This window comes from Pedobacter sp. 01N416 (assembly GCF_056399685.1).
The window spans coordinates 1-25,454 of record NZ_JBFTRT010000060.1 but is presented as its reverse complement, the minus strand read 5'-3'; the positions used below and the strand labels follow the sequence as shown (position 1 = coordinate 25,454).

The 25,454-nt window shown below is 40.4% G+C and carries 20 protein-coding genes; 10 read left to right on the top strand and 10 right to left on the bottom strand.

Annotated elements, in window-relative coordinates:
* The 5 genes from AC1DND_RS05455 to AC1DND_RS05435 form a co-directional block, all read left to right on the top strand.
* Positions 1-994 (top strand): hypothetical protein (locus tag AC1DND_RS05455; RefSeq protein WP_477579739.1); only part of this gene is annotated, 994 nt, incomplete at its 5' end.
* 14 nt (positions 995-1,008) lie between these two features.
* Positions 1,009-3,291, top strand: a complete 2,283-nt coding sequence (locus AC1DND_RS05450) for a bifunctional YncE family protein/alkaline phosphatase family protein (RefSeq protein WP_477579737.1) — start codon at positions 1,009-1,011, stop codon at positions 3,289-3,291.
* 73 nt (positions 3,292-3,364) lie between these two features.
* The gene (locus AC1DND_RS05445; protein ID WP_477579735.1) at positions 3,365-6,685 is read left to right on the top strand and encodes a glycoside hydrolase family 38 N-terminal domain-containing protein; all 3,321 of its coding nucleotides are present in this window, start codon (positions 3,365-3,367) and stop codon (positions 6,683-6,685) included.
* Positions 6,686-6,721: 36 nt separating this feature from the next.
* The gene (locus AC1DND_RS05440) at positions 6,722-9,067 is read left to right on the top strand and encodes a hypothetical protein (protein ID WP_477579734.1); all 2,346 of its coding nucleotides are present in this window, start codon (positions 6,722-6,724) and stop codon (positions 9,065-9,067) included.
* Between the two features lie 189 nt (positions 9,068-9,256).
* Complete coding sequence (locus AC1DND_RS05435) at positions 9,257-9,508, top strand: CPCC family cysteine-rich protein (protein ID WP_477579732.1); 252 nt, start codon at positions 9,257-9,259, stop codon at positions 9,506-9,508.
* Between the two features lie 224 nt (positions 9,509-9,732).
* Here the strand turns inward: AC1DND_RS05435 and AC1DND_RS05430 are convergent, their stop codons facing one another.
* Positions 9,733-10,005 (bottom strand): DUF4242 domain-containing protein, encoded by a 273-nt coding sequence (locus AC1DND_RS05430; protein ID WP_215132317.1) that lies wholly within the window; start codon positions 10,003-10,005, stop codon positions 9,733-9,735.
* Between the two features lie 853 nt (positions 10,006-10,858).
* On the opposite strand from AC1DND_RS05430, the gene AC1DND_RS05425 reads away from it, so the two are divergent.
* From AC1DND_RS05425 to AC1DND_RS05410, 4 genes are all read left to right on the top strand, one after another.
* Entirely contained in the window at positions 10,859-11,659 is an 801-nt protein-coding gene (locus tag AC1DND_RS05425; RefSeq protein ID WP_477579730.1) for a DUF5694 domain-containing protein, read from the top strand.
* Between the two features lie 98 nt (positions 11,660-11,757).
* Positions 11,758-12,297, top strand: a complete 540-nt coding sequence (locus AC1DND_RS05420) for an NADPH-dependent FMN reductase (protein WP_477579728.1) — start codon at positions 11,758-11,760, stop codon at positions 12,295-12,297.
* A 745-nt stretch (positions 12,298-13,042) separates the two neighbouring features.
* Entirely contained in the window at positions 13,043-13,432 is a 390-nt protein-coding gene (locus tag AC1DND_RS05415) for a nuclear transport factor 2 family protein (protein ID WP_057934925.1), read from the top strand.
* Between the two features lie 327 nt (positions 13,433-13,759).
* Positions 13,760-14,554: a carbonic anhydrase gene (locus AC1DND_RS05410; RefSeq protein ID WP_477579726.1), complete on the top strand. Its 795-nt coding sequence runs from the start codon at positions 13,760-13,762 to the stop codon at positions 14,552-14,554.
* A gap of 161 nt (positions 14,555-14,715) precedes the next feature.
* Here the strand turns inward: AC1DND_RS05410 and AC1DND_RS05405 are convergent, their stop codons facing one another.
* From AC1DND_RS05405 to AC1DND_RS05370, 8 genes are all read right to left on the bottom strand, one after another.
* Positions 14,716-16,518 carry a hypothetical protein gene (locus tag AC1DND_RS05405; protein ID WP_157258289.1) on the bottom strand — a complete coding sequence of 601 codons (1,803 nt, stop codon included), beginning with the start codon at positions 16,516-16,518 and terminating at the stop codon, positions 14,716-14,718.
* Between the two features lie 2 nt (positions 16,519-16,520).
* A complete protein-coding gene (locus AC1DND_RS05400) occupies positions 16,521-18,191 on the bottom strand; it encodes a RagB/SusD family nutrient uptake outer membrane protein (RefSeq protein ID WP_477579724.1) in 1,671 nt (556 codons plus the stop codon).
* Between the two features lie 10 nt (positions 18,192-18,201).
* Positions 18,202-21,354: a SusC/RagA family TonB-linked outer membrane protein gene (locus tag AC1DND_RS05395; RefSeq protein WP_477579722.1), complete on the bottom strand. Its 3,153-nt coding sequence runs from the start codon at positions 21,352-21,354 to the stop codon at positions 18,202-18,204.
* A 40-nt stretch (positions 21,355-21,394) separates the two neighbouring features.
* Positions 21,395-21,574, bottom strand: a complete 180-nt coding sequence (locus AC1DND_RS05390; RefSeq protein ID WP_057934928.1) for a hypothetical protein — start codon at positions 21,572-21,574, stop codon at positions 21,395-21,397.
* Positions 21,575-21,640: 66 nt separating this feature from the next.
* On the bottom strand, positions 21,641-22,798 hold the full coding sequence (locus tag AC1DND_RS05385) for a FecR family protein (protein WP_057934929.1): 1,158 nt from the start codon (positions 22,796-22,798) through the stop codon (positions 21,641-21,643).
* A gap of 53 nt (positions 22,799-22,851) precedes the next feature.
* Entirely contained in the window at positions 22,852-23,436 is a 585-nt protein-coding gene (locus AC1DND_RS05380; RefSeq protein WP_057934930.1) for an RNA polymerase sigma factor, read from the bottom strand.
* Between the two features lie 313 nt (positions 23,437-23,749).
* The gene (locus AC1DND_RS05375) at positions 23,750-23,893 is read right to left on the bottom strand and encodes a DUF417 family protein (protein ID WP_083505527.1); all 144 of its coding nucleotides are present in this window, start codon (positions 23,891-23,893) and stop codon (positions 23,750-23,752) included.
* 344 nt (positions 23,894-24,237) lie between these two features.
* Positions 24,238-24,615 (bottom strand): nuclear transport factor 2 family protein, encoded by a 378-nt coding sequence (locus tag AC1DND_RS05370; RefSeq protein ID WP_057934931.1) that lies wholly within the window; start codon positions 24,613-24,615, stop codon positions 24,238-24,240.
* Between the two features lie 111 nt (positions 24,616-24,726).
* Between AC1DND_RS05370 and AC1DND_RS05365 the strand changes: the two genes are divergently transcribed.
* Positions 24,727-25,056 (top strand): winged helix-turn-helix transcriptional regulator, encoded by a 330-nt coding sequence (locus tag AC1DND_RS05365; RefSeq protein ID WP_057934932.1) that lies wholly within the window; start codon positions 24,727-24,729, stop codon positions 25,054-25,056.
* Positions 25,057-25,231: 175 nt separating this feature from the next.
* On the opposite strand, the gene AC1DND_RS05360 is transcribed toward AC1DND_RS05365, so the two are convergent.
* Positions 25,232-25,454 (bottom strand): hypothetical protein (locus AC1DND_RS05360; protein WP_477579718.1); only part of this gene is annotated, 223 nt, incomplete at its 5' end.

Genomic DNA, 25,454 nt, shown 5'->3' with positions numbered 1-25,454 from the left:
GTATGCTAAAGATTATATTAAGGCAGGTTGGAACTGGGCATATTCTGAATTGGGCCGGATCAATCTTGATAATACGCCGTACAAAAAAACATCTGGTAAAAATGCAGCGATCAAATTTTCGAAAGATGCCTTATCGGTTACCGCTACAGTGACTTTCAAAGGGGATGCCGATCTGAATCACAATTATACGATGGTTTTTACCTTGTATGAAAATAAACCCGTTGTAGAGGTGATCTGGAGCATCAATGGTAAACCGGCAGAGGCCTGGCCTGAAGGCGGTTGGATTAGTTTTCCTTTCAATATCGAAAAACCAAAGTTTAAACTGGGCAGGCTCGGTGCGGTAATAGATCCAACAACCGATTTTGTAAAGGGTACGAATTTAGATTATGGTTTTATCAATACAGGAGTAGCCGTTTTAGATAAAAACAGTCAAGGGTTTGGACTTACTTCTCCTGATGTACCAGGTGTAAGTCTGGACCGTCCGGGGTTATGGAAATATTCAACCGATTTTGTTCCAAAAGAAGGAAATGTATTCTTCAATCTGTACAACAATCAGTGGAGTACGAATTTTACTGAATGGGTGGAAGGTTCGTGGAGTGCTAAATTTTATATCTGGAGCATCGATCGCTATGCTGATGGGAATTCTATCGTTATCCCTTCTGAAGAATTCAGAAATCCATTAATGGTAGGCTATACAGGCGGTGATGCAGGAAATCAAACAAGTAGTTCAAAAGGGATTTCAGTATCGGAAAAAGGAATTTTAGTGACCTTCTTTGGAAAAAACAGGGATGGTGAAGGTGATGTAATCCGTTTATGGGAACAAAATGGTAAAGCAGGTGCCTGTACCGTTAGCCTACCGCTCAACAGCAAATATAAACTGGCACAACCCTGTAATTTAAGGGGAGAAAAAATAGGAAAGGAAATTCCAATCAGGAACAATACGTTCGAAGTTAAGCTGAATGCCAATCAGCCTGCTTCATTTATTTTATTATAGATAAAAACAACGAAATGGATAAACCCATCAAGCGAATTTTTCTGGCGATTCTAATTCCTGTTTTTTTTACACTGAATTTGAAGGCACAAAACGCTGAACAAACTGTTTCAAAGAGTATTTTACTGCCCAATGGTTGGGGAATTACCAATGTGGGGCGATCCCTACCATTGGGCGATTTACCATTGAATATTGCGGTCAGCAAATCTGGAAAGCTGATTGCTATTACCAATAACGGTTTAGGAAAACAATATATTCAATTGATTGACCCAAAAGCGGAACGCCAATTGGATAGTGTTATTGTTCCGTCAAGCTGGTATGGGTTGAAGTTTAGCGAAAACGATAAAAAGTTATATGTTTCAGGTGGAAATGACAACGTCATTCTGCAGTACAAGATAGTTAATGACAAACTCAAACTGGCCGACACGATCATTTTGGGCAAAAAATGGCCTACACGTATTTCGCCAGCTGGAATCGATATCGATGAGAAAAAACGATTGCTTTATGTGGTTACCAAAGAGAATAATTCACTTTATGTGATTGATCTTGAGACCAAAAAGATAAAAAAACAACTTCCATTGAAGGGTGAAGGTTACACTTGTGTTTTAAGCCCGGATGCAAAAGAACTCTATGTGAGTTGTTGGGGGTGTGGAAAATTATTGGTTTTTGATACCATCAAAGAAGAGTTTGCCGCCTCAATTGCTGTTGGAAGCCATCCAAACGAAATTCTGCTTTCAAAAAAAGGCGCTTTCCTTTTTGTGGCCAATTCCGATGATAATTCCGTTTCTGTGATTGATAGAAAGAGCCGAAAGGTAATTGAGACACTTAATGCGGCATTGTTTCCAAATGCACCAGCGGGTTCAACCACTAATGGGCTTGCACTGAGCAAGGATGGAAAGCAGCTTTACATTGCCAATGCCGACAATAACTGCCTGGCTGTTTTTGACGTTTCTGAGCCGGGAGAAAGTAAATCACTTGGGTTTATTCCAACAGGCTGGTATCCAACTAATGTGAAGCTGGTTGATCAAAAAATATTGGTGACCAACGGAAAAGGCTTTGTACCAATGACCAATCTTCAGGCACCAACGCCATATATGAAAGGGTATGATTTAAAATATAGAGCAGAAGATACTTCAAAACCAAAATCAGTACATTCTATTGGAGAGCTGTTTCAGGGAACGCTGAGTATTATCGATAAGCCTTCGATAGATTTACTGGCTGCCTACACGAAAATGGTCTATGAAAATTCGCCGTATTCAAAAGAAAAAGAATTGAAAGCGCATAATGACGTTGGAAATCCAGTCCCGATGAAAGTAGGTGATCCAAGCCCTATTAAGTACGTGTTCTATGTTGTGAAAGAGAATCGCACCTACGATCAAGTAATGGGTGATGTGAAAGAAGGGAATGGGGATCCGTCTCTGGTGATGTTCGGTGAAAAAATAACACCCAACCAACACAAATTAGCGAAAGATTTTGTGCTTCTTGATAATTTTTATGTCGATGCTGAAGTCAGTGCCGATGGACATAACTGGACATTGGGAGCTTATGCAACCGATTATCTTGAAAAAATATGGCCAACCTGTTATAGTCGTGCCTGGGACTATCCGGGAGAAGGCCGGAGAGCAATAGCCAATAACAAGGCTGGATTCATTTGGGATGCCTGTAAACGTGCTAATGTAAGTTTCAGGAACTATGGTGAATTTATGCTGGACAAAAAGCCTACGCTTCCGGTCTTGCAAAACAACTATTGCAAGACTTTCAATTCTTGGGACGAATTGGCGGAAAAAGACGTAAACCGTTTTGAGCAATGGAAAAAAGATTTCGATTCATTGGTTGCKATTAAACAAGTGCCACGTTTCAACACCATTCGTTTCCCAAATGACCATACAGAGGGTTTGAGGAAAGGACGGCCAACACCGAATGCACATGTTGCCGATAATGATTTGGCTACTGGTCTTCTAGTGGAATATTTGAGTAAAAGTCCAATTTGGAATGAATGCCTGGTTCTGATTGTCGAAGATGATGCGCAAAGCGGTACTGATCACGTCGATGCACACCGCAGTACGGCATTTTTGGCAGGACCATATGTGAAAAGAAATTTTATCGATCACACGATGTATTCCTCTACTTCCTTTCTGCGTACGATAGAACTGATTCTGGGCTTAGCGCCTTTGTCTCAACATGACGCCGGATCAACTCCATTGTGGAACAGTTTTACTGCAATTCCTGATTTTACCTCTTTTAAATCGGTGCCTTCAAATATTGACTTAAAAGAAGTGAATTATATGAAGCCATCATGATTTTTCCAAAGCATAAATGGAGATGAATAAAATCATAACAGTTTCATCACCAATAAAAACAAATTTTATATAGATGAAAAAAATAGTAATAATTGCTGTTCTGCTAATAAATTGCATTCAAGCACAATCGCAGACTGCTGTTCCTTATTTTGGAAAAATAAATTGGGTTAATGGTTTTGCAAAAGAAATAAGTGGCGAAAACATCACTTACTTTTCGGCCTTTCCAGATTATGCCACAACAGCTTTGTTAACGCGGGTAACAGATGGTAAGAAAACCATCGAATGGGAAACGGCTAAAGTTCCTCAAAACAGCAAAGCAGATTATGTTTATTTCAGTTGGGTTGCCGCACATTCTACTGCGACCAGCAGCGGTAACCGCAATTTTGATTTATATGTAAACGATGAAAAACTGTTAACCTTTACCACAATACCAGGGAATAAAACACCTGACTGGATTTTTAAAACAGCTGATGGTTCTGCGCTGGTTTTTCAGCAAACTAAAAGAGATGGTGCCAATGATGCCCACGGACTGGCTTTCCTGCGCTTGCCAAAGAGTAAGGTAAAACCAGGGCAAGCAGTTCGGCTTAAAGTGGTTGGCCAGGCGCAGAATAGCAACGATTGGTATATGACCTTCAAATTTTCTTTTGAAGAAAAAGTAGACATCAATCCGATGCCATTTCTATTGAAAAACGGAAAACAGCCTATTGTATTAACCGCTTTGCACTTTGGAAAAGAGGAGCAGCTTAAGGTTAAAGTGAATAATAGTGAATCTTATTCTTTTATGATAAAAGATGGTGTAAACAATTTTGATATACCCGTAAATGCCGTAAAAAAAGATGATAGCGTGCAGATTTTAGCAATTTCGGCAGGGAAAACACTGGTTAATAAGTTTATAGCAATAAAATCGGTTGTTTACCGTGAGTTAAATTTTATACATCATTCCCATACCGATATTGGATATTCCCATCTTCAGCCCGAGGTTTTAAAAATCCACCTTAAAAATATCGACGACGCTTTGGAGATGATCGAAAAAACCAAAGATTATCCTGTTGAAGCAAAATTTAAATGGAATATAGAATCATTATGGGCAGTTGAAAATTACATGAAACAGGCTTCGCCAACTCAAAAAGAAAAATTTATTAAAGCGGTAAAAGAGGGTAGCATCTGTTTATCGGCCTTGTATGCCAATATCCTTACGGGTTTAAGCCAGCCTGAAGAAATGTTTCATTATACAGATTATGCGGCTCAACTCAGAAAAGAATTTGGCTTTAAAATCAACAGCGCCATGATTTCGGATATTCCGGGCTTTGCCTGGTCAACCGTAACCGCTTTATCTAAGGGAGGCGTAAAATATTTTTCGAGCGGGCCAAATTTTATGGGAGAAGACCACCCTTATCTGGGAGATAGGGCCGGATATTTTGTGAAAGCCTGGGGCGATAAACCTGTATGGTGGACATCGCCCTCAGGAGAAGAAAAAGTATTGTTCTGGACCGGCGCTAAAGGATATTCCTCTTGGCATGGAACATCAATAGGTGGTGTATTTGATCGTGGACCAAAAAAAATAGCCGCTTATTTAAAAGAACTTGCAGCCAAGAACTATCCATACGAAATGGTACAATGGAGATACAATATTGTGGCAGATAATGGACCCATTGATACCGGGATTTCGGACTTTGTAAAACAATGGAATGAGAAATATGCTTCCCCAAAAATTGTACTCAATACAACCGACAAGCTTTTTGAAACTTTTGATAAACGATACGGAGGACAGATACCGACTGTTAAAGGAGATATTAGTCCGTACTGGGAAGATGGGGCTGTTTCTACCGCTTTTGAAGAGGGGAAAAACAGGATCAATAGTTTGCGTCTGCAGCAATTAACAACACTCTATTCGATGCTGAATCCTAAGCAGTATGATGCACAAAAATTTTACAAGGCCTGGACGAACATTATCATGTTCCATGAGCATACCTGGGGTGCGCACAACAGCATCACCGAACCTGATGTGCCCTTTGTTACTGAACAGTGGCGTATTAAAAAACAATTTATGCTCGATGGAGATACACAGATCAATACTTTGGAAGAAAATTTACTGCAGCCATTAAGCGATCCACAGTCTAAAAAAATTGCGGTATTTAATACCTCATCCTGGAAACGGACCGGACCGGTCGTATTATCGGGAACTGTAGCAGGGCGATCGGTGAAAGATGCAGCTGGCAACAAAAAGCCATTGCAAAAACTAAGTAACGGAAATTATGTGTTTATGGCCGATGTAGCTGCTTTAGGTACTGCAACCTATGAAATTTCTGATGATGCACCAAGTACTTCAGCAAGCCAGTTTGCTGTCGCTGAAAATTCGATTTCGAACGGCAAAATCGGATTCACCTGGGATAAAGTAAACGGAAGTATTACAGGATTAAAAACACAAACTAATTTCAATTATGCGGGTGGTTTTAACAATCAGGGCCTAAATAGCTATTGGTATGTTCCGGGTATGGATCCGCGAGAGGCTGTAAGCAATGGGGATGTGAAGGTAAAAGTAATTGAGAACGGGCCTGTTGTTACCAAGGTGTCGATTGTTTCAGATGCACCAGGCGCCAATAAACTGGAAAGAATATTGTCTCTATATGCTGAGAGCGATGCGCTATTGATCGAGAATATTTTAGATAAAAAATCGGTGCGATCGAAAGAAGCAGTTCACTTCGGTTATCCCTTTGATGCTTCTTTAAGCGAGACTACTATCGATGCCGGTTATGGCAGCATGCGTTATTTAAAAGATCAGTTGCCAGGCTCCAATATGGATTATTTATATGGTAGGAGATGGGTGGATGTATCAAAGGCTGATAAAGGACTGCAATGGATGCTGCTTGAAATGCCGCTGATAGAACCAGGAAATATGATTGATGAGCGACAGACCATGCCACCAAAACATAAAGAATGGAAAAAAGAGGGACAACCAACTTCAACCTGGTTCAGTTATGTGATGAACAATTATTGGCATACCAATTACAAGGCCGATCAGGAAGGTGAGGTTCATTTTAAATATGCTTTGCGCCCACACAATATGGTGAACGATGTTGAAATGGAAAAAGCAGCAACCGAGTTTACACAGCCCTTAATTGCATTGCCAGTTAAAAAGGAACAAACACTCCCTGCAACACTTTTTGAATTAAGCAATCCGAAAATTGTAGTGACCAGCATTACACCCAATACCGATGGAACTTTTGTGGTGCGTTTGTTTAATCCCGAACAGTCTGTACAACAAACACAATTTGTGTGGAAAGCATTGCAAGCAAAATCCATCACTGAGCTAAAATCTGGCGAAAACAAACCAGCTGTTGCCAAAGTGACTTTAGCAGCGATGGGTGTTTCTGAATTTTTGTTGGGCCGGTAAATCGGTTATATCATACATTAAATTAATACTGAACAAATGAAAAGAAGAACCGTTATCGCCTTAATCTTTTTTATTCAATTTTTGAGTGCTTCGGCGCAGCAAATCAGTTTAAAAAGCGAAGGTTTGAATCTCAATCTGTCTCCAAAAGGACAGTTAATAGCCCTTTCGAACCCTATTTCTGGAAAAAATTACCTGGCAATGGGAGAGAAGGCTTCTTTATTACAGATCCGGGTAGGTAACGATTGGTATCAGCCCAACGAGGCCACTTTAAAATCAGGGATTCTTTCTTTGGTTTATCAGCCGGTAAAAATCACGGTACAGTTAAAAGTGCTTCAAAAGAAAACACATTTAACTTTCGAACTGATCAAAATTGATCTGAAAGACAAGGTAAATGCGGTAATCTGGGGACCGTATCCAACTGTTATCAACAAAACAATTGGCGAAGTTGTTGGTGTGGTGCGCGATGGGGAATATGCCATTGGTATCCAGGCTTTAAACCCTAAAACTGTTGGTGGTGTTTTAAATAGCTCAGAAGGTGCTAACGAATCGCGTGGTTCTACGGCAATTCCACAACCTTATGGCAGCAGCCTGCAGGCCTTTAGTTTAGATCGTTCGAAAGATAGAAAGCTAACCGTTTGGGGGCGCCCGGAAATGCCTGTAAAAGCGATTCCGAACGAGACAACACTAGGCAGCAAAATTGCACTTTTTGGATGCACTGAGCCTGAGGTTTTATCCCGCATAGGAGCAATCGAACTGGCAGAAGGCCTTCCACACGCACTTATTAACGGCGTTTGGTTCAAGCAATCGCCTGAAACTGGGAGGGCTTACCTGATTTCTGATTTTGATGAAAAAACTGTCGATGCCATGTTAGATTATACGCAGCAAGCAGGACTGGTTTCATTATACCATGAAGGGCCCTTCAAATCCTGGGGGCATTTTATTTTGGACCCAATTGCTTTTCCAAATGGAATTGCCGGAATGAAAACCTGTGTAGATAAAGCAGGTAAAAAAGGCATCCGCATTGGGGTACACACTTTAAGTACCTTTATCAATACCAACGATCCTTATGTATCACCAGTTCCTGACCAGCGCCTTTCGATGACAGGCTCATCAGTGTTGACAGAAAATGTAAGCGCAACCGCCACCGAAATACCTGTTGTTTCCGACCAGTATTTTAAAAATATTAAATCCAGTACGTTACATGCGGTAAAAATTGGAGACGAAATTATCCGTTTTAGAGAAGTTTCGGCAGAAGCGCCCTATAAATTATTGGATTGCCAGCGGGGAATGTACGGCACGAAAGCATCTGATCACCCGAAAGGTGAAATGGCAGGTATGCTGTTCGATTATCCCTATAATACCTTGTTTCCCAATTTTGAACTGCAACAGGAAATAGCCGGAAATTTGGGGCGTTTCTTTAATGAGACTGGTGTTTCGCATATGGATTTTGATGGACATGAAGGTTGTTTATCCGCAGGTGAAGGCGATTATGGTATGCAGATTTTTGCGGATAAGGTAATTAAGGATACCAAACATACCCTGGTAAACGGAACCAGCCGTTCCTATCACTACTACTGGCACCTTTGCCATTACTGGAACTGGGGAGAGCCCTGGTATGGCGGATTCCGCGAATCTCAGGGCGATTATCGTTTAGAAAACCAACCGTTTCTCGAACGTAATTATATGCCCAATATGTTGGGATGGTTTTTACTTTCCGCTACCACTACCGAAGAAGATATTGAATGGATGATGGCCAGGGCTGCGGGTTACAACGCAGGCTTTGCATTGGTAGCACGATATAAAAATCTTCAGAAAAATCCGAATACTGGTAAGTTACTTGCTTTAGTTAAGCTTTGGCAGGAAGCCTACAGATCGAAAATTTTCTCTGCCGATCAGATTACCCGGTTGAAAAATCCGGAGAACGATTTTCATCTCGAAAAAACAAACGAAAACTGGAAACTCTACCCGTTCAAGAAATACAAATTTGAGCATGAGAAAAAGGATCTTCAACCAGGAGAGCCTACTTTTTCTAAGTGGGAATTTACAAACAAAGAAGCGGAGCAACCCTTAAATTTTACCTTAACCTTTATGGGTAAAGAGGGAAGCATCAGTAACCCATGGATTGAAATTGATGGTTATTTCAAGTTGGAACTACCTGGCGAATATGAAGCCGGAAATTCTGTGGTTTGTGATGGAACCAGCATTAAAATGTACAACAAAAAAGGTGGTTTTGTTAAAGAAATTAGCTTAAAACAAGCTATTCCAAGCCTGAAACCTGGAAAACATACCATAAAATTTGATTGTCAGTTTCCTGAAGAAAAGGAGTTGACCAATAGATTTATTATTAAGACCATGAGCAGTGCCGAACTCATTTCGAAATAGGCGGTTCTTTTTCGTCTATCTCAAGATTAGGAGGTATTACTTATTGATCGGAATTCGCCATTTCCTTGCTTGCGTGCGCCTATGGACGTGTGGGGAATAAATAGATTTGTTGCTACCTTTAAGTTCAGGCAAGTAGCTAACTGGTTTGCYGTTAATTGCCAACGACAAGTTCATACATGGAAATAAATAATGGATACAGAAAATAAAATTAAATGTGCTTGTTGTGGTTTTTTTACGATCGAAAAGGATGCGATTTCAACGATCTGCCCAGTTTGTTTTTGGCATAAAGATTTTTATCAGGAGGAGCATATTGATGATGATGGAGGACCGAATTCAATTTCTTTGCGAGAGGCAAAAGTGAATTTTAAGTCTTTTGGGGTTATAGATAGAGAATTTTTAGATTTTGTAAGACCACCTAAAGAAGATGAGATTGAAGGATAAAGTAGATTTAGTATAGAATACAAGCGGGTATTTAATCAGCTTTTAAAATTAAGCTTTAAATAAACTAAAAATATCATGAAATATTTCGTCGTAGACCGGCTCTTTAACTGCTTTAGTTAGATGCTTTTTCTAAGTGATTGCATCAAAGCGCAAGTCAGGCTTTTGCTCAGGCTGGAGCACTAAGACTTGCGCTAGAATGTGTATTTACAGAAAATAATAATATTCTATTCCGCCGTTATCGGATCCATAAGGGCTGAAACCTTACTTATTGAATTTGCTGGGAATCCACCTTGTTTAGCATGTTCCAAGACCATTTGTTCATTTGGAGCATTGTAAATGCAATAGATCTTATTGTCTGTCACATAGCTGTTTACCCATTGTATTTGTGGCCCCATTTTGCTTAACACCTCGTTAGATGCTTTTGCAATTTCTTTTAATTGTTCCGCGGTTGATTTTCCTACTCCAGGAATTTCCCTTTCAATTACATACTTAGGCATGATAATAGTTTTTAAATTGTTTAAAAATTCAGTTAAATAGGGAGATTTATGGTTTGTGGCTGCAGGGGAAGCACTAGAAACCGGGGAGAAAATTCAGAATAGCTGCAGCTGAAATTCCAATACTTAAATTTACAAAAAAAATATCTGGTTTATGTGTTATCATAGTAATTTAACTAGGGATTTTGGGATTGATCTGGGATTTGGGCAAAATGCCATCCCTTGAAACGAGAAAAGCCTCAAGTCTTACGATTTAAGGCTTTTTATTTTTCTCTGGCGGGGAATCGGATTACCCACTACAACATCTACGGGAACTTTTCAGAATAATCAGGGAAATTTACAAGAATAAGAAGCGAATTGAAGATTATAAGAAAGGGCAAGAAGGAATTAGCTAAAGGATTTCCTGTTTCTGATCTGTAATCGACGTTTTAGATTTTTTTTTCAGATTATATTATCTAGTAGAGCATTCTAAGATTACTCTACCAGATAATTTTTTAGGGTGGTTACCCTTACTAGCGCGAGTCTTAGTGGGAGGCAGCTGGGTGGATGACTTGTGCATTCACTATATTTATCTAGCTGAGATTTTTTTTAGAGATTAATGTATTGATTTAACGAAATCCCAAGTCAGGCTTTTGCTAAGGCCGTGGGCGCTAAGACTTGCGCTAGACGGGTTTTTAACTTTTCATCTTATGCAACGAATTTAGCTAAAAATATCTCTATTTTTAGCTTCAAAAAAGTAACTTATAGTTCAAAGTATCCTTAAAAAGTTTTACTGATGCCATTTTATGGCTGGAATAACTAAGTTGGCGGCTATTAATACCGCAGAAACAAAAAAGTAACAATCAAAACAAAATATATGAAAATAATAACGTTAATTTTTGCTTTAACTTTTGGGCTTACAGCATTCGGACAGGCTCAGAAAACAAAAATTTTATTAATTGGAACTGTTCATTTTGAAACCCCACATACAGATCAATTTGAATTAAAAACGGACGATTTTCTTAGTGCTAAGCGACAAAGTGAATTAGAAGACTTAACTAATGCTCTATCTCAAACAAAAGCAACTAAAGTAATGATTGAAAGATCAGTTGAAAATCAACGTTCTAACGACAGTTTGTATAATTTATATTTAACAGATCATTATAAACTTACCGTTTCAGAAAGAGAACAAATTGGCTTTAGGCTAGCTAAAAAATTAAAATTAAATCATATAAATTGTATTGACAAATTTTATGGAATGTCACACGATAGCTTAATGGCTGCGACCGCAAAAGAAAATAAACAACTTTTTTTGCTAAAAGATTTAGGGACCAAGGCAAATTTAATGAAAAATGATTATGATAATCAATTGAAAAAAGGCACAATAAACGAAGTTTTAAAACACATAAATAAACCCGAAGAATTAAAAAAAAATTTATCACTTTATCTAAAATTTATGGCAAAGATTGGAGCAGGTAAAAATTTTGCAGGAGCAGAATATGTATCAGATTGGTATTTAAGAAATCTTGCTATTTATTCAAATATTATAAATCAAGTTGAACCTTCAGACAAATATGTTATTTTAATTTTTGGGCAAGGACACATTCCGGTATTAAAACATTTTTTAGAAAACAATGATAACTTTGATGTTGTGGAACTTAAGAGCGTATTGAAATAACAGCCGCTAAATGCCATCACCAAGTGGCGAAACGCTAGACACAATTGGCACAAAAGCTGATTATTTTCAAAATCTCATAACGTAATAAATATATAAAAATGAAAATTTTCGCATTTGCAGGAAGTAATTCTTCTACCTCTATTAACAAACAACTGGTAAAATTTGTATTGAAAAGTTTTGAAGGGAATGAAATTAATTTGATTGACCTTAACGATTATGCAATGCCTGTTTTTTCTGTAGATCTGGAAAAAAATGGATTCCCGGCAGCGGCACACCTATTTTTAAAGAATATTGAGGATTGTGATATTATCATATGTTCACTAGCAGAAAACAATCGCTCTTATAGTGCAGCATTCAAAAATACTTTCGACTGGGCTTCCCGGATTAATGTAAAAGTTTTTCAAAACAAACCGATGTTTCTGATGACTACTTCTCCGGGTGGGTTTGGCGGTGGAAATGTAATGGCAGAAGCGTCGAAGTTTTTTCCACAATTTGGAGCTGATATTAAAGAAGTCTTTTCATTGCCGAAGTTTTATGAAAATTTTGATGTCCATAATGGTGTTATAAATCAGGAATCATTGACTGAATTGAATACAAAAATCGAAAACTTCAAAATCCAGCTAGCAAACCCGTACTGATCTCAGTTGCTTTAATACTTTTAGATAACTATTCATCTTCTTATTCACCGAATCACTCAGCTATAAGATCGGAATTCGTGCGAAAATTGTAACTCCTTAAAATGCAAAAAGCCTGCTATCATACGATCTGCAGGCTTTTGTTGGTTTTTGAAACCATTTTGGCGGAGAGTGGGGGAACTGAACCCCAGCTTAAAATTCCGCTCTATGTGGTTTAAAAGACTCCTCTGATAACTGACTCACCGAATCACTCACCTGAATTTTCTTAACTGCAAATGCTATTAAGTAAAGATAGAAGTTATAGACGAAGCCCCAAGCGTTTAATGTATCGTTTATTGCGCGTAAAGTCAAGCGGCGAATTTTCGCCTCTCTATGCGCATTGTGAAGCGGTAGTAAACTTTGAAAAAGCACCGAAATAAGGTTGGAGGCCAGAATAGCAAAAGAAGATTTAATTGATATTTAATGGTCGATAATAAAGGTGTTCAGATGATAGATCGATGCTGAGGTGAGCCGTTTAAACATTGTTATTAATCCGTATAGTCAATCATTGGATTTTGAAGTTACTCAAATTGCGTAGCACAGGTTAGTTTCCTTAGCCAGCAGTTTGTATTCAACTGCATAATTATTTCTATTTTTTTTGATCTGATTACCAGTAAATCTAACCTTCAGGTAAGTACCGAACTAACCAGTAAGTACTTGTTCAATAGTAATATATAGCCTTACTTTACAAAAAAAAAACTTAAATATTATGATGCCGAAAGAAATTATTACTGCTTATTTGGAAGCCTTAGGTAAAGGCGATATAGGTGTTGCATTTTCATACTTTAGCACAGATGCACAGTGGCACCAGCCAGGATCGCATCAATTTGCTGGGCTAAAGACTGGTACCGAGGAAATCGGCAAAATGGTGGGTGGAATGATGGATGCTACCCAAGGTACCTTTGCCCTAAAACCGATCGGGAACTTGATGGTAAATGGCAATATGGCAGCCTTACCTGTTAACTTCACCGGTACCATCGAAGATCGGACTATGGATATGACAGGCGTAGACCTATTTGAGGTAAAAGATGGTAAGATCATAAATGTATGGTTGTTTTCTGATGATCAGGAACTTGAAAACACGTTCTGGGGAAAATAATGTGGTGCGCAATTTTACTAAGCCGCACTTTAAAGAGGGCATTTCTATTGAATGCCCTCTTTTAGCACATCCAAATTCATAGAGCTTTTATTTAGTGTGTGTTGCCAGAAGAATAGCTCTTGGGAGGCCAACTTTATTTGCCTATAGTTGGTCAAATTCTTTCTACTGATCCTATTCTTAAGCAACAATTGTGTATTAGCTAAAACCATAGATTTAATGTAACATTGTTGCGTCAAAAGACTCAAGTCTAACTGATAGATAACGGCTGTTAAGCATGTATGCTGTCGGTTTAACCACCAGACGTAAAAAAATAACTTATTACTTTAAATGAAAAACACGATTTTAAGCCTGAAAACAATCCTATTGGGATTGACTACATTATTTTACCTGCAGAATTCTGCATCTGCCCAGAATGTCAAATCAGCCACGCCCGTAAATGAAAAGCGATCAAAGACTGATACCATAAAATGGGACAATGACCATTACCTGGTCGACCGTGATTCTGCATTCAAAAATCCACTCCTTGCAATAAAAAAACTAATGGGAGGAAACAAAAGATTCGTCGAGAACAGATCTACCCGCCCTAGGCAAAGTGCAGAAACTATTAAAAAATTGGGCTTTGGACAAAAACCTTTTGCAACCATTGTAGGCTGTTCTGATTCGCGGGTTCCCAGCGAAGTGGTTTTTGATCAGGGGCTAGGTGATCTTTTTATCATAAGAACTGCCGGACAGGTTTCATCAGCAGCATCTTACGGCAGCATGGAGTATGCGGTACTTAAATTGTATACCCGCTTAATTGTGGTTTTGGGCCATTCAGAATGTGGCGCAGTAGCTGCTGCAGTAGAACGGCCGGAAAATGTTCCAGGCCATATAGTTACCTTGATAAATGAAATTAAACYGGCTGTGGCAAAAACCGCGAAAATGGCTGGAAACCCGTTGAATAATGCCGTGAGGCAAAATGTGATCGATCAGGTAAATGTATTAAGGGATTTAGATCCTATACTGCACAGCAAATATTCAAAAGGAGAAATTTTAATTGTAGGAGCTGTTTACGATGTTCATACAGGAAAAGTAGAATTTTTAAAAGAAACGATGCAGAACCTTCCCGGCAAAAAACGCTAAATAATCTAAGTTCGTTTACTTTATAAATACGGGAATATTCATAAGCCCCGAGGCGTACCTCGGGGCTTATCTAGATTTTTGAATCTTGACTTCGATTTCAGGACTTTAAGCTAGAAAACGATAACGGCCGCCTGGCTCAGGAATTACCGCTCATCTATTGATTATTGGTGTCGGAAAGGCAATTGGCTGAGTTTTCTCAATTTGTCAACCAATTCACCTATACTACCTTTCCTTTGGTTCCTGAAAGCAAGGTCCGTATATAGTGTTGCACAATACTTGCTTTTACTTTTTAAATTTTTCCATTCTGCCCAGAGCGAATCATAGTGCTTTATCGATCTATGGATTGCATCATTATCCATTTTTCCCTTGGCTTTCAATTTGTGGGCTTCCAGCATGAGGCGCCACATTTCTTCTATTACCTCAAATTTTATCCGTCCATAGGTACAAGAGACACGAACTGCTTCCTGATTTTCTGCATTTGGAAAGGTTATTTGATTGGATAAGCTTTCAATCTGCCTCCAGATGGCAGATGCTTCTGATTTTTCCCAAAGTACTTCTGGTTCTTTATGTTTTTCGATGATCTCTGCAATGACCTCCTCATTAGCTTTAGCAGAAAAATACTGGTCACGGCTCCACCAAACCTGGTTGGAGGCATAGCTGTTGAGCTGGCCCTTGCGCACTCCTTCAATAGTGAGTAGGTTCAGTTGTCGGAACAGATCTGCTTGATAACCTCGAAGGCCCAGTTTTTCGGAAAATTCGTTAAAAATTGCTTCCTCCGTTTTATCGGGATGTAGCGCCCATTGAGAAACCACGTAAGTGTTCAAATCCGTCCAGATTTCGCTTTTAGTGTAAGGACCGTCCCAACCTCCACCATTAGACCAGGTGAGCACCCCACTGAGCAGTCCGTTGCCCAACATGTCCCTGATACCTCTAGGCTTAGACCGATCGTTTTCTCTGCCTGTAAATTTATGGCTACCAAAGGCGATCTCGTATTTTGTTTCAGGCCAGCCATCAATAACGCCTTTGGCTGTATAATAAGGATGTGCACCCTTTCCATAAGCTTCCATCCTGGACTGTGCTTCTACAATCTGTTGATGATTTCCTATTCCTATCGTCGGATTGAAAGGCGTCATCCTATGGAAGTCATCCTGTTGATATTTGATCACAAAAATAAGGTTTGGATGGGGCTTTACTTGGTTGGTTACTGCCAGATAGTATTCCGGGTTGGTATGAAAGTTATATCCAAAGTCCCAGGTGCGGTAGAAAAGTTTTTTGTTCCGTTTTTCGCATACCTCCTCACGAAGTAAATTCAGCATCGTGATCTGGTCATCAATGCCTTCCTTACCGTTTCTGATGGGGCCACCGCCCATATGATAAGGAGTATCCTGTAAATAAGTCTCGCCAAAGCGAAGGGTGAGCCCTCCTAGGTCAGGGAACCTCTTGAAAATTCCGTCTATCTGAGCACGCAAAAGTTCCTGGGTCCGCCTGCTCTGCATATCTGGTTTTGCAGAACGTTCAGCCATTCCTCCTGTACCTTCTACTGTCCCGGGCCCCCTGATTTCTTTTCCAAACCGGTCCCAAACCGATTTTGGAAATACAATGAAATCCGTAAAAGGATAAACCTGGATCCCTGCTTTCTTGCAAGCCTGTAACTTACGGTCTATCTCGGCAGCTTTAGCTGTGATCCACTTTCTTTCCTGCCCTCCTAGAGGCAGTAGCCCCTTCTGATAATCATCATAAGTGATGGCACAGTTTACAAACCAATGGGTTACCATTCCATTGAAACCGTTTGCTTTCATAAACAAGGGGTCATTATACTTGGTCTTATACGGTTCTTCACCCGGATTGTTATGCACCATATCCATAATATACGTCAATGGGGCATGCCCGGTCTGGCTGTAAGCCTGTTTGCAAAATGCAAACAGGCACAGTAGTAGATAATATATGATTTTTGTTCTGAACATGGTTAGTAGCCCGGGTTTTGTGTTAGGATTGCATCCTTATTACGTTCGATCTCCCGCTGGGGAATAGGCCAAAGGTTATTGAATGGCTGAATGTTGGCAGCTAATGGATTTTTGGCAATATTTACGGTACGTTCATAGACCATATTAAGTCGCGACAGCGTCAGCCTGCGTTTCTCTTCAATCCCTAGTTCTCTCATCCTTTCATCCAGGATATAATTGATGGTAACATTGCCCTCCAACACAGGGCTGGCATTTGCACGAGAACGTATCGCGTTAATATCCTCAGCGGCTTTAGTTTTATCCTTAGTGCCCAGGTATGCCTCAGCGCGTATAAGATAGGTTTCTGCCAGTCGGAACATATATTGATCTGTGTAAGTGCCACCTGCTGCGGGGCTCAGTAATAGGGTAGCCTTATTTGAAAAAAGCCCATCGGGATGCTTTCCGGGAGTGGTGCATTTTGATTGGTAAGCGTAGAAAGCTCTGCTAGGAACGGTAACCCCGGTAGGAGGCGCTTCGGTTGAGACCGTTTTGCCAAAATAGGCCGTCTTACCTGGATCGTTATAAACGTACGTTCTAACAAAATTAAAATTTGAGTTGCGCATATCATTGTTAAAGTCACTTGCCCATATTGTATTTGAGAAATAGGTTGTGGATATTGCCCAACCGATTCCGCGCCCGCCGGTATAATCTGATACTGGCCATAGAAATGGCTTTGTACCATTGCTAAGTGTGACGTCCCTGATCAAGGGTGCAATCTGTCTTTCTAATCTGTAACTGCCTGCAATATCCGTTGCAGTGGAAGAGCCCCCGGGAATATCATTTTCAAATTGGATTACCCAGATGGATTCTTTGTTTCCACTTGTCCTGTTCTGGTTTTTCGGCCTGAATAGATCCCAATAAACGTCTCCTGGGTCTGTAGCCTGGGAGCCAAACCTGGTTTTCATCAAGGCCATGTTACTGTTGTTAATAACAAGGGAAGCAGTTGATACCGCATCATTGAACTGACCGGCAGCAAGATAAACCTCTGCCAGTAAGTGCTGCGCAGCAACATTACTGATTTGTCCCTCCTGCACAGTTGTGATGCCGGGAAGATTGCCAGCGGCAAACTTCAGGTCTTCAATAGATTGTTTTAGCACTTCCTCGCGGCTGGCCCGTACATAATCGGTCTTCGGGCTTGTCACCTGGTGCAATTCGATGGGCACCCCGCCATAGAGATAGGCAAGCGTGCGGTAGGCAAATCCCCTGAAGAACCTGGCATTGGCCTGAACGAAAGTTATATCATTACCCACTACCTGAGATGAACCTAACTTATCCAGAATGGTGTTGCTTTCTGAAATTATTTTGTATAAACGGCTCCAGTGGCTTACCAGATAAGTACTGGTAGGGTTCGTGGAGGTGGTGTAGTTACTAAAACGTTGTGGACCACTTGGCTGTCCGTYATACACCAGGTCAAGGCCATAGATATAATCAAAAGGGTTATTCTCATCCGAGGTATAAAACTCGGTACGCACAATGTTGTATATGTTGTAGATTGAAGCATTAAAATCCTTAAGGGTATTGAAGGAGTTTGTAGTACTTGTGAAGTCCAGGGGCTTTTCATCCAAAAACGCTCTTTTGCAAGAACCGGCCGTCAAGAATATAATTAAAACAAATATTTTTAGTGAATTTTTCATAACCATCGAATTAGAACGTAACATTTAAACCAGCAGAATATCCCCTTATAATCGGACTAGCCCCATAAGCCAGGCCCTGTAGCGTCTCCGGATCCCACCCATGCCATTTAGTCCATAGGGCAAGATTTTTTCCGCTTACGAAAACCTGTAGACTGTTCAGTCCTAGCTTTTTAGTGATCCGGCCGTCAAAATTGTACCTTAATGATACTTCCTGTAGCCTGACGAAATTTCGTTGCTGATAAAGCTGTGGATCTACTGCAGGTACACTGCCCGTAATCCTGTACTGTGCACCGGGGTTTGATGGTGTCCAGTAGTCTATTTCCTTGAACCAGTTGTTTCTGATCGCATTATCGCCCTGTTGGATCCCTAAATCAGTCCATGGATTGTTTACATTCATGTAACCATTTTTTCCACCTTGCACAGCATTCAGAAAGACAAAAAGAGAAATATTCTTGTAACTGAAAGTATTTCCGAAACTCACCCTGTAAGCAGGTTCCGTATATCCAAGGAATGTCCGGTCATTGGCGTCTATCTTTCCGTCACCATTGAGGTCTACCAGCTTATTGCTTCCAACAGCATAACCCGAAGGTGGTGTTTCCCCTAACTGCCATAATCCATTAGTCTGATAGTTATAAATCGTACCTATTGAACGGTCAACAAAAAGATTGCTTGCAACAAGGTCACCGGTACCAAGGAGCTCTTTTATCCGGTTTTTATTGGTGGCAAAGTTTATAACAGAGTTCCATTGAAAGTTCTCTAGCTTTAAGTTAACGGTGTTCACATTTATTTCTGTCCCAGAGTTCCTGATTTTGCCTACGTTACTTGGTATAGATGAAAAGCCTGTTATTTCCGGGATATTGATGTTATATAGCAGGTTGCTTGTAATGGTGTTATAATAATCTACACTGCCAGAAATTCTTCCTYTCAGTATAGAAAAGTCCAGTCCTGTATTTATCCCGACCGTTTTCTCCCAAGAAAGGTCGTTGTTTCCCATCGAATTTACAACCTGGCCAAACAAGGTCGTTCCACCATCACCAAATACATAAGCGGCACCCTGGCCAACTGTTGCCAGCGAAGCATAACGGTTGGTAAGATTCCCATTGGCGCCATAGCCTATTCTCATTTTTAAGTTGTCCAGCCAGCTAAAGCGCATAAATGATTCATTGCTTGCCACCCATGCAAATGCTGCTGACGGGAATATGCCCCATTTGTTGTTGGAGGCAAAGCCCGAAAAGCCATCTCGTCTAACCGTTGAGGTGAGAATGTATTTCTGGCGGAAGCCATAGCTCAGGCGCGCCGTTTGGTAATTGTATGTTTCGCTGTAAGCGCCCGAGGATATCTTTTGTATTGTTGCCTGGTCGAGTTTGTTATAGCCTAAAACAATATTGTTATATCCGGTACCATTGGCATTGGTGGTCTGGTAACCTGTTGATCTGGATCCATACACCATGGTGAGGTCAAGGGAATGGATATTATTTAAAGTTCTCTTGTAGGTGAGGATGTGATCCAGCGTACTGTCATAGGTATTATCATTTGTCTTGGATGCTGCTCCCGTAAAATTTGCAGCATACTGATTAGCGGAGTAGTTTTGGTTCCAGAAATAATTGTTACCATAGTTTATACGGTAGGAAAGTCCCGGAATGAACGGTAGATTCAGAATGCCATAGAAATTGCCCGAAAGATTGTTCCTGCGGTCATAATTGTTTCCCAAAGTAGCCAGGAAAGGATTGTTGATGGAGGCATTTGGGGTGAGTATGATATTTCCAGCTGCATCATAGGGTGTGTTCAATGGACTGTAAAGCATGATATCCCTCAAATTTGGCGATAGACCGGAATAATCAGCGAAGGAGGCGAATGCATTTGTACCGACTGTTAACCAATCAAATACCTTTGTTTCCAGATTCAATCTTACCGATTTCCTATTGAACTGATTATTGATGATAAACCCTTTCTGCTTGGTATATCCACCTGATAAGAAAAAGTTGGTCTTTTCGGTTGCATTGCTGATGCTTACCTGCTGGTCATATAAAAATCCGGAATTCGTAGCGGAACCATACCAGTCAAAATCAGTACCATTATCATAACCAGCCTGTTGTGTGGGGTCGAGTGCGGAGCGAACATTAAAGGCAGGATTAGGGGTTGTATACTCAGGAGCCAGATATGCCGTGCGCCAATTGATGTCCCTGACCTTCTGGATGAATTGTTCCCTGTTAAGGGGATGTAGGATATTTGCAGGATTCTGTGTAGCATAAGATGAAGAAAAATTGATGATCGGCTTGCTACCGATTTTCCCCTTTTTTGTAGTGATCAAAAGCACTCCATTTGCAGCGGTGGCACCATATATTGCCTTACTGCTTGCATCCTTTAATACATCGACAGATGCTATATCATTGGGGTTGATCCTGGAGAGATCGCCAGCATAAACGATACCATCTAAAACGATCAGAACGCCTTGAGAGCCACTTAGTGTAGATTGTCCCCTGACTTGTATGCTTGGGGTCTGCCCGGCAGAGGTTACCGGCCCAACATTCAAACCAGGAACAGCGCCCTGTAGGAGCTGGGCAATATTTGAATTTGGGGAAGTCCGGAAAGACTCCAGATCTGCCCTGACAATCGATCCGGTGACATCTGATTTTTTTTGGGTTCCATATCCAACAACGACCACCTCATCCAGATTTTTTGGTGTCGGAACCATGTTGATGACATTTGCGTTTCCCTCCAAATTTTGATATTCTTGGGTTTGGTAGCCAAGGTAGCTTACAACTAAAACGGCATTTTCGGGCGCCGTGATGGCAAAGTTTCCGGATGCATCGGTTACTGATATGTTCTTAGTGCCTTTAATGCTTACTGTAGCGCCGACGATAGGCCCACCGGTTTCATCGACGACCTTCCCCTTAACTTGGACGGGAGATACGGCACTGGGTATAGTTTTAGGGTTTTCGGTTTTACGCTTAAGCACTACCGTTTTATCGATAATGCTGAAAACAAGGGGCTGGTTTTCAAGAATGATGTTCAGCGCTTTGTCCAGCTGGACGTCTTTTATCGAAACAGAAACCCTGAGGTCTTTTACAGAAGCATCTTTGTAAAAAAAGGTATAGCCGGTCTGTTTGCGCAGCTCATCGAAGACCTGGGATAACGGTGTGTTTTTTTTAGATATGCTCACATTTTGAGCATACCCTTTTACCGATAACAATAGGCATGTACTAAGAAGTAGGAAAATGGCTGATTTTGTTATCGAAAATCGTATGGCCATGACCGTCCATGTGGATGGCGTTTCCGCACATGAATTTAATTTCATAATTTTGGTTTGATTTGGTTAGTTGAAAAATGCATTTGTTGGCTGGCTCGATCAAAGCCGGAAGTGTTTGCAGCACTTTCGGCATTTTGGCCCTGATTAATAGTGTATTTGATTCGTCATAGTCATTTATTAAGGGTTTTACATTATTTATTTAGGGTAATACAATAAGCTTTCTGTTTTCAAGTTTGAAATGTATATCGCCAAAAGCCAGGATTTTGAGTGCCTGGTTAAGCTTGATATCCCGGCGGATCTGTCCCTGGAAGAAATCATTTGGCACTTCACCTTTATAAACGATATCGACATCATACCATCTTGAAAACTGTCTAAGCAACGACCTAAGATCGGTGCGGTTGAAAATGAAGTACCCGTTTTTCCAGCCCACGACGTCGGAGGCATTGACCTTTATAATCTGGATTCCATTTGCCTGGGAGAGTGCCTGCTCATTGGGATGGATTACTTTAAACCCATTACTGTTAGTGCTGGCTACCTTCACCTTTCCCTCAAGCAGGGTAGTCTTGGTTACGGTTTCGTCCTCATATGCACTCACATTGAAATGGGTTCCGAGCACTTCTACGGTTTGTTTAGGTGTAACGACCAAAAACGGTTTATGACGGTTTTTGGTAACTTCAAAATAAGCTTCTCCTGTAAGATAGACTACACGCTCCTTATTTTCGAAAACCTTCGGGAAGCGGATAACAGAGCCAGAATTCAGCCAAACGTGTGTGCCATCAGAGAGTGTTAACTGGAACATACCCGAGCGTGGCGTGCTAAGCGTATGATAGACCGGCTGAGAATGGTCAGTTGAACCAGGGCGGCTCAGTTGGCTGTAGACCAACCTGTTTCCCGAAATTTTGCTGACCTTTGTTGAAATGTCGGTCTTGAGGTCGCCATTGCGGGCATGGGCAAGGTCGATTTTCTCGCCGTTATCAAGGGTTAATGTCGCCCTATTCGATCCCGGTAGCGCATCATATTGTATTGCTGACTGAACGGGTGCAGCCACTTTTGGGGTCAGGTATATCTTTGAAAGAAGGCCAAGACATATAAGAACGGTAATAACGGCCGCCGCGGAAAATAATGCTATTCTGCCATAGGATGGTCGTTTGACGACATTAGGAGTGATTTCCTTGAGGATAGAATCCAACATTCTTTGTTCTAACCCATATTCATCAGCGCCCTTATCTTTTTCCAGGTTCTTATGCGATGAATTGTACCATCGATCAAATTCTTCCCGTTCGGCCAGACTTATCGTATTTTCCTGCCATTTTTTGGCAAGTTCCATCATCCGTTCGATATTTTTATCACTATTCATCAAGCCCGTTTTATATACAGACAGCGCTGGAAGGAAAATCCCTATTTAAAAGATTAATTTTTTATCGAAAAGAACAAAAGCGCGAACAGAAGGATAGAAATAGATTCTTTTATTGTTTTCCTCGCCCTGGCAAGGTGGGCTTCAACTGTTTTTTCGGATATCGATAGTTCCTGCGCTATATTTTTTTGAGAGTAGCCGCTGACATATTTTAAATTAAAAATAATAGCTGATCTACTAGGGAGCACACTTAATGCCTTCTGGATATGGAGTTGCAGTTCAGAATAACTGATCTGCTGCAGGGTGCTGTAATCCGCTTCAGAATGGGTCTTTTTAGCCGTTTCCTCGTACCGGAGAATCTTCGCCTTTTTTGCCAGAAAATTGATTACCTGATTTTTGACTGCCACCGAAAAATAGTTGTCGAAGCCCTTAATAATTTCAAAGTGTTCACGATTACGCCATAGGTTACAGAAAATTTCCTGAACGATTTCCTCACACGCATACGCATCGTTGATGCGGCTTTTGGCCGCGAAGTATATTTTTTTCCAGTACCTGGTATAAATTTCTATAAATGCAGATTCTTGCCCCAATCTTAAAAGTTTGGATAACTCATCATCGGTCAGGTTTCTGTTTAGAGGCATAGTTTGATACTACAATTCAGATAAATTCTATTGGAAAAAATTAATTGCCGGTAAACTTTATAAGCCTTCAAAAAGCCAGCATTTCAGGGACTTCCACTATAATTACTTTTGCGAATGTAATTTTTTTTCTCAAAAGTGCAAACTTTTTAAAGAGTGTTTGATTTCTCAGTATCTGGAAGTTGCGTTTCAATAATAGGTAAATACTAAGCTCCTGCATGCCAATAGTAGTACCTCCTCTAGGTTTTCCGCGGAATAGGTTTTAATAAAGTCAAGCTTTTTGGGATGATTGATCTAACAATGATTGATATAATGCCTATCTGCGTGACAAATAAAGTCTTGCCGACTCCCTCATTTGGACTATTGCCTCACCAAGTATTACAATGTCTTTAAGGACCAATCTTCCGCGACCGGATAGATACGGAAAACCCCAGTTCAGATCATTTATTCTGGTATCCAACTTTCAGGAGTGGTGATCAGAAAGAATAATGTACCTACCGTCATCAAAAACGCAAGAAGGCTTGCCTCCATGCTCCAAGCTCCAAATTAGAGCAATTTCTGTGAAGCCCAACAAATATGCCTGTGATGATTAGAAATAACCCCAGCCTCATTGTGATTTAATAAAACTAAAAAGGTTGAGAGGCAATATCGAATAAAACCTGAGAGTCTTTTGAAATTATATGGGTTTTCTTAGTAATATAAATTAGTTACTTTAATGCTTGATGGTAGTGCTCAGCTTTGATTTAATCAGAGCTGGTTAGATGACAAATTGCGATCTTTCTGATTATTTACGGTACAATTAATTTAGAACATAGAGTTGTTATTGCCACGTTCATCAGGCATCGGCATCATTGCATCCCAATGTTCAGCTAATTTCCCATCTTCTATTCGATAAATGTCGATAAATCTCCATTCTTTTCCTGCCATTTCATAACGGGAATGAAGAAAAACAGTATCACCTTCCGCAACAACATGTTTGAACATGATTTTTTGTTTGGGAACACCTTGTGAAATAAGCATTTGAAGAAGCGCTTTCACGCCCTCAGGCCCATCGGGTGTTGTGGGGTTATGCTGAATGAAAGTGCTGCTCATGTATTGATCTACTCCTGTGGCATCCAAGTCGCCAAAAATTCTTTGATAAGCGGTAATAGCCAGCTGTTTGTTTGTTTCTTCCTGTGACATAGGTTTATATTTTAAAAATTACTTGTACGAAGGTAGGTTAACGACTACCTTCGTACAAGTACATACCAAATGGTTAGGTACTTACTAAATGGTTAGAAACACTGGGTGTCAATGGAAAAAAATCAGAAAATTATTTTACAGTCAGATGAAAACTGCCCGGTAAGGAAGTCGTTGATTATATTGAGTGGTAAATGGAGACTGTTAATAGTATTTCAAATAAACGAACGCGTAATAAGATACGGTGAACTTAAAAGAGCTATTCCTGGTATAAGCGAAAAAATGCTGATTCAAGAGTTGAATTTTTTGGTAGAGCATAAATTTGTGACCAAAAAATCGTTTCCAGAAATCCCTCCAAGAGTTGAATATAGTTTAACCAAGCTTGGCCTGGATACATTTCCTATTATTGACAAACTTGCAGCATTCGGATTGGAAAACTTATGATAATCCGCTATCGCAAACAACTACGCTAGTATAATCCGTTTCAAAAAAGCAGATCCTTTGCCCGAAAATTGCCTTTGGCCACGCCCGGGGTAAATGCAGTTGATTATTTTTGCATAAAAATACCCGCCAAAGTGAGTCAAATACTTTTTTTGGGCGGGTATTTTCGTTTTCTGATTTATTTGCCCAGGGTGAAAATCTCTGTATCCTTAAGGATCACAAGTTTGTTCTCACCGACACTGTTTTTCTTTGCTTCCTCGCTCAATGTGAGTCTTGTGGTACGGCAGTGGTCAAGCGCATCCATATGCACTGCAATTATTTTTGCTTTTCCGCTCGCAGATATAAGTTGCATAACTTGCTTTTCGTCCATAATAATCGGCACATTTTCAAAGCCTTTGATC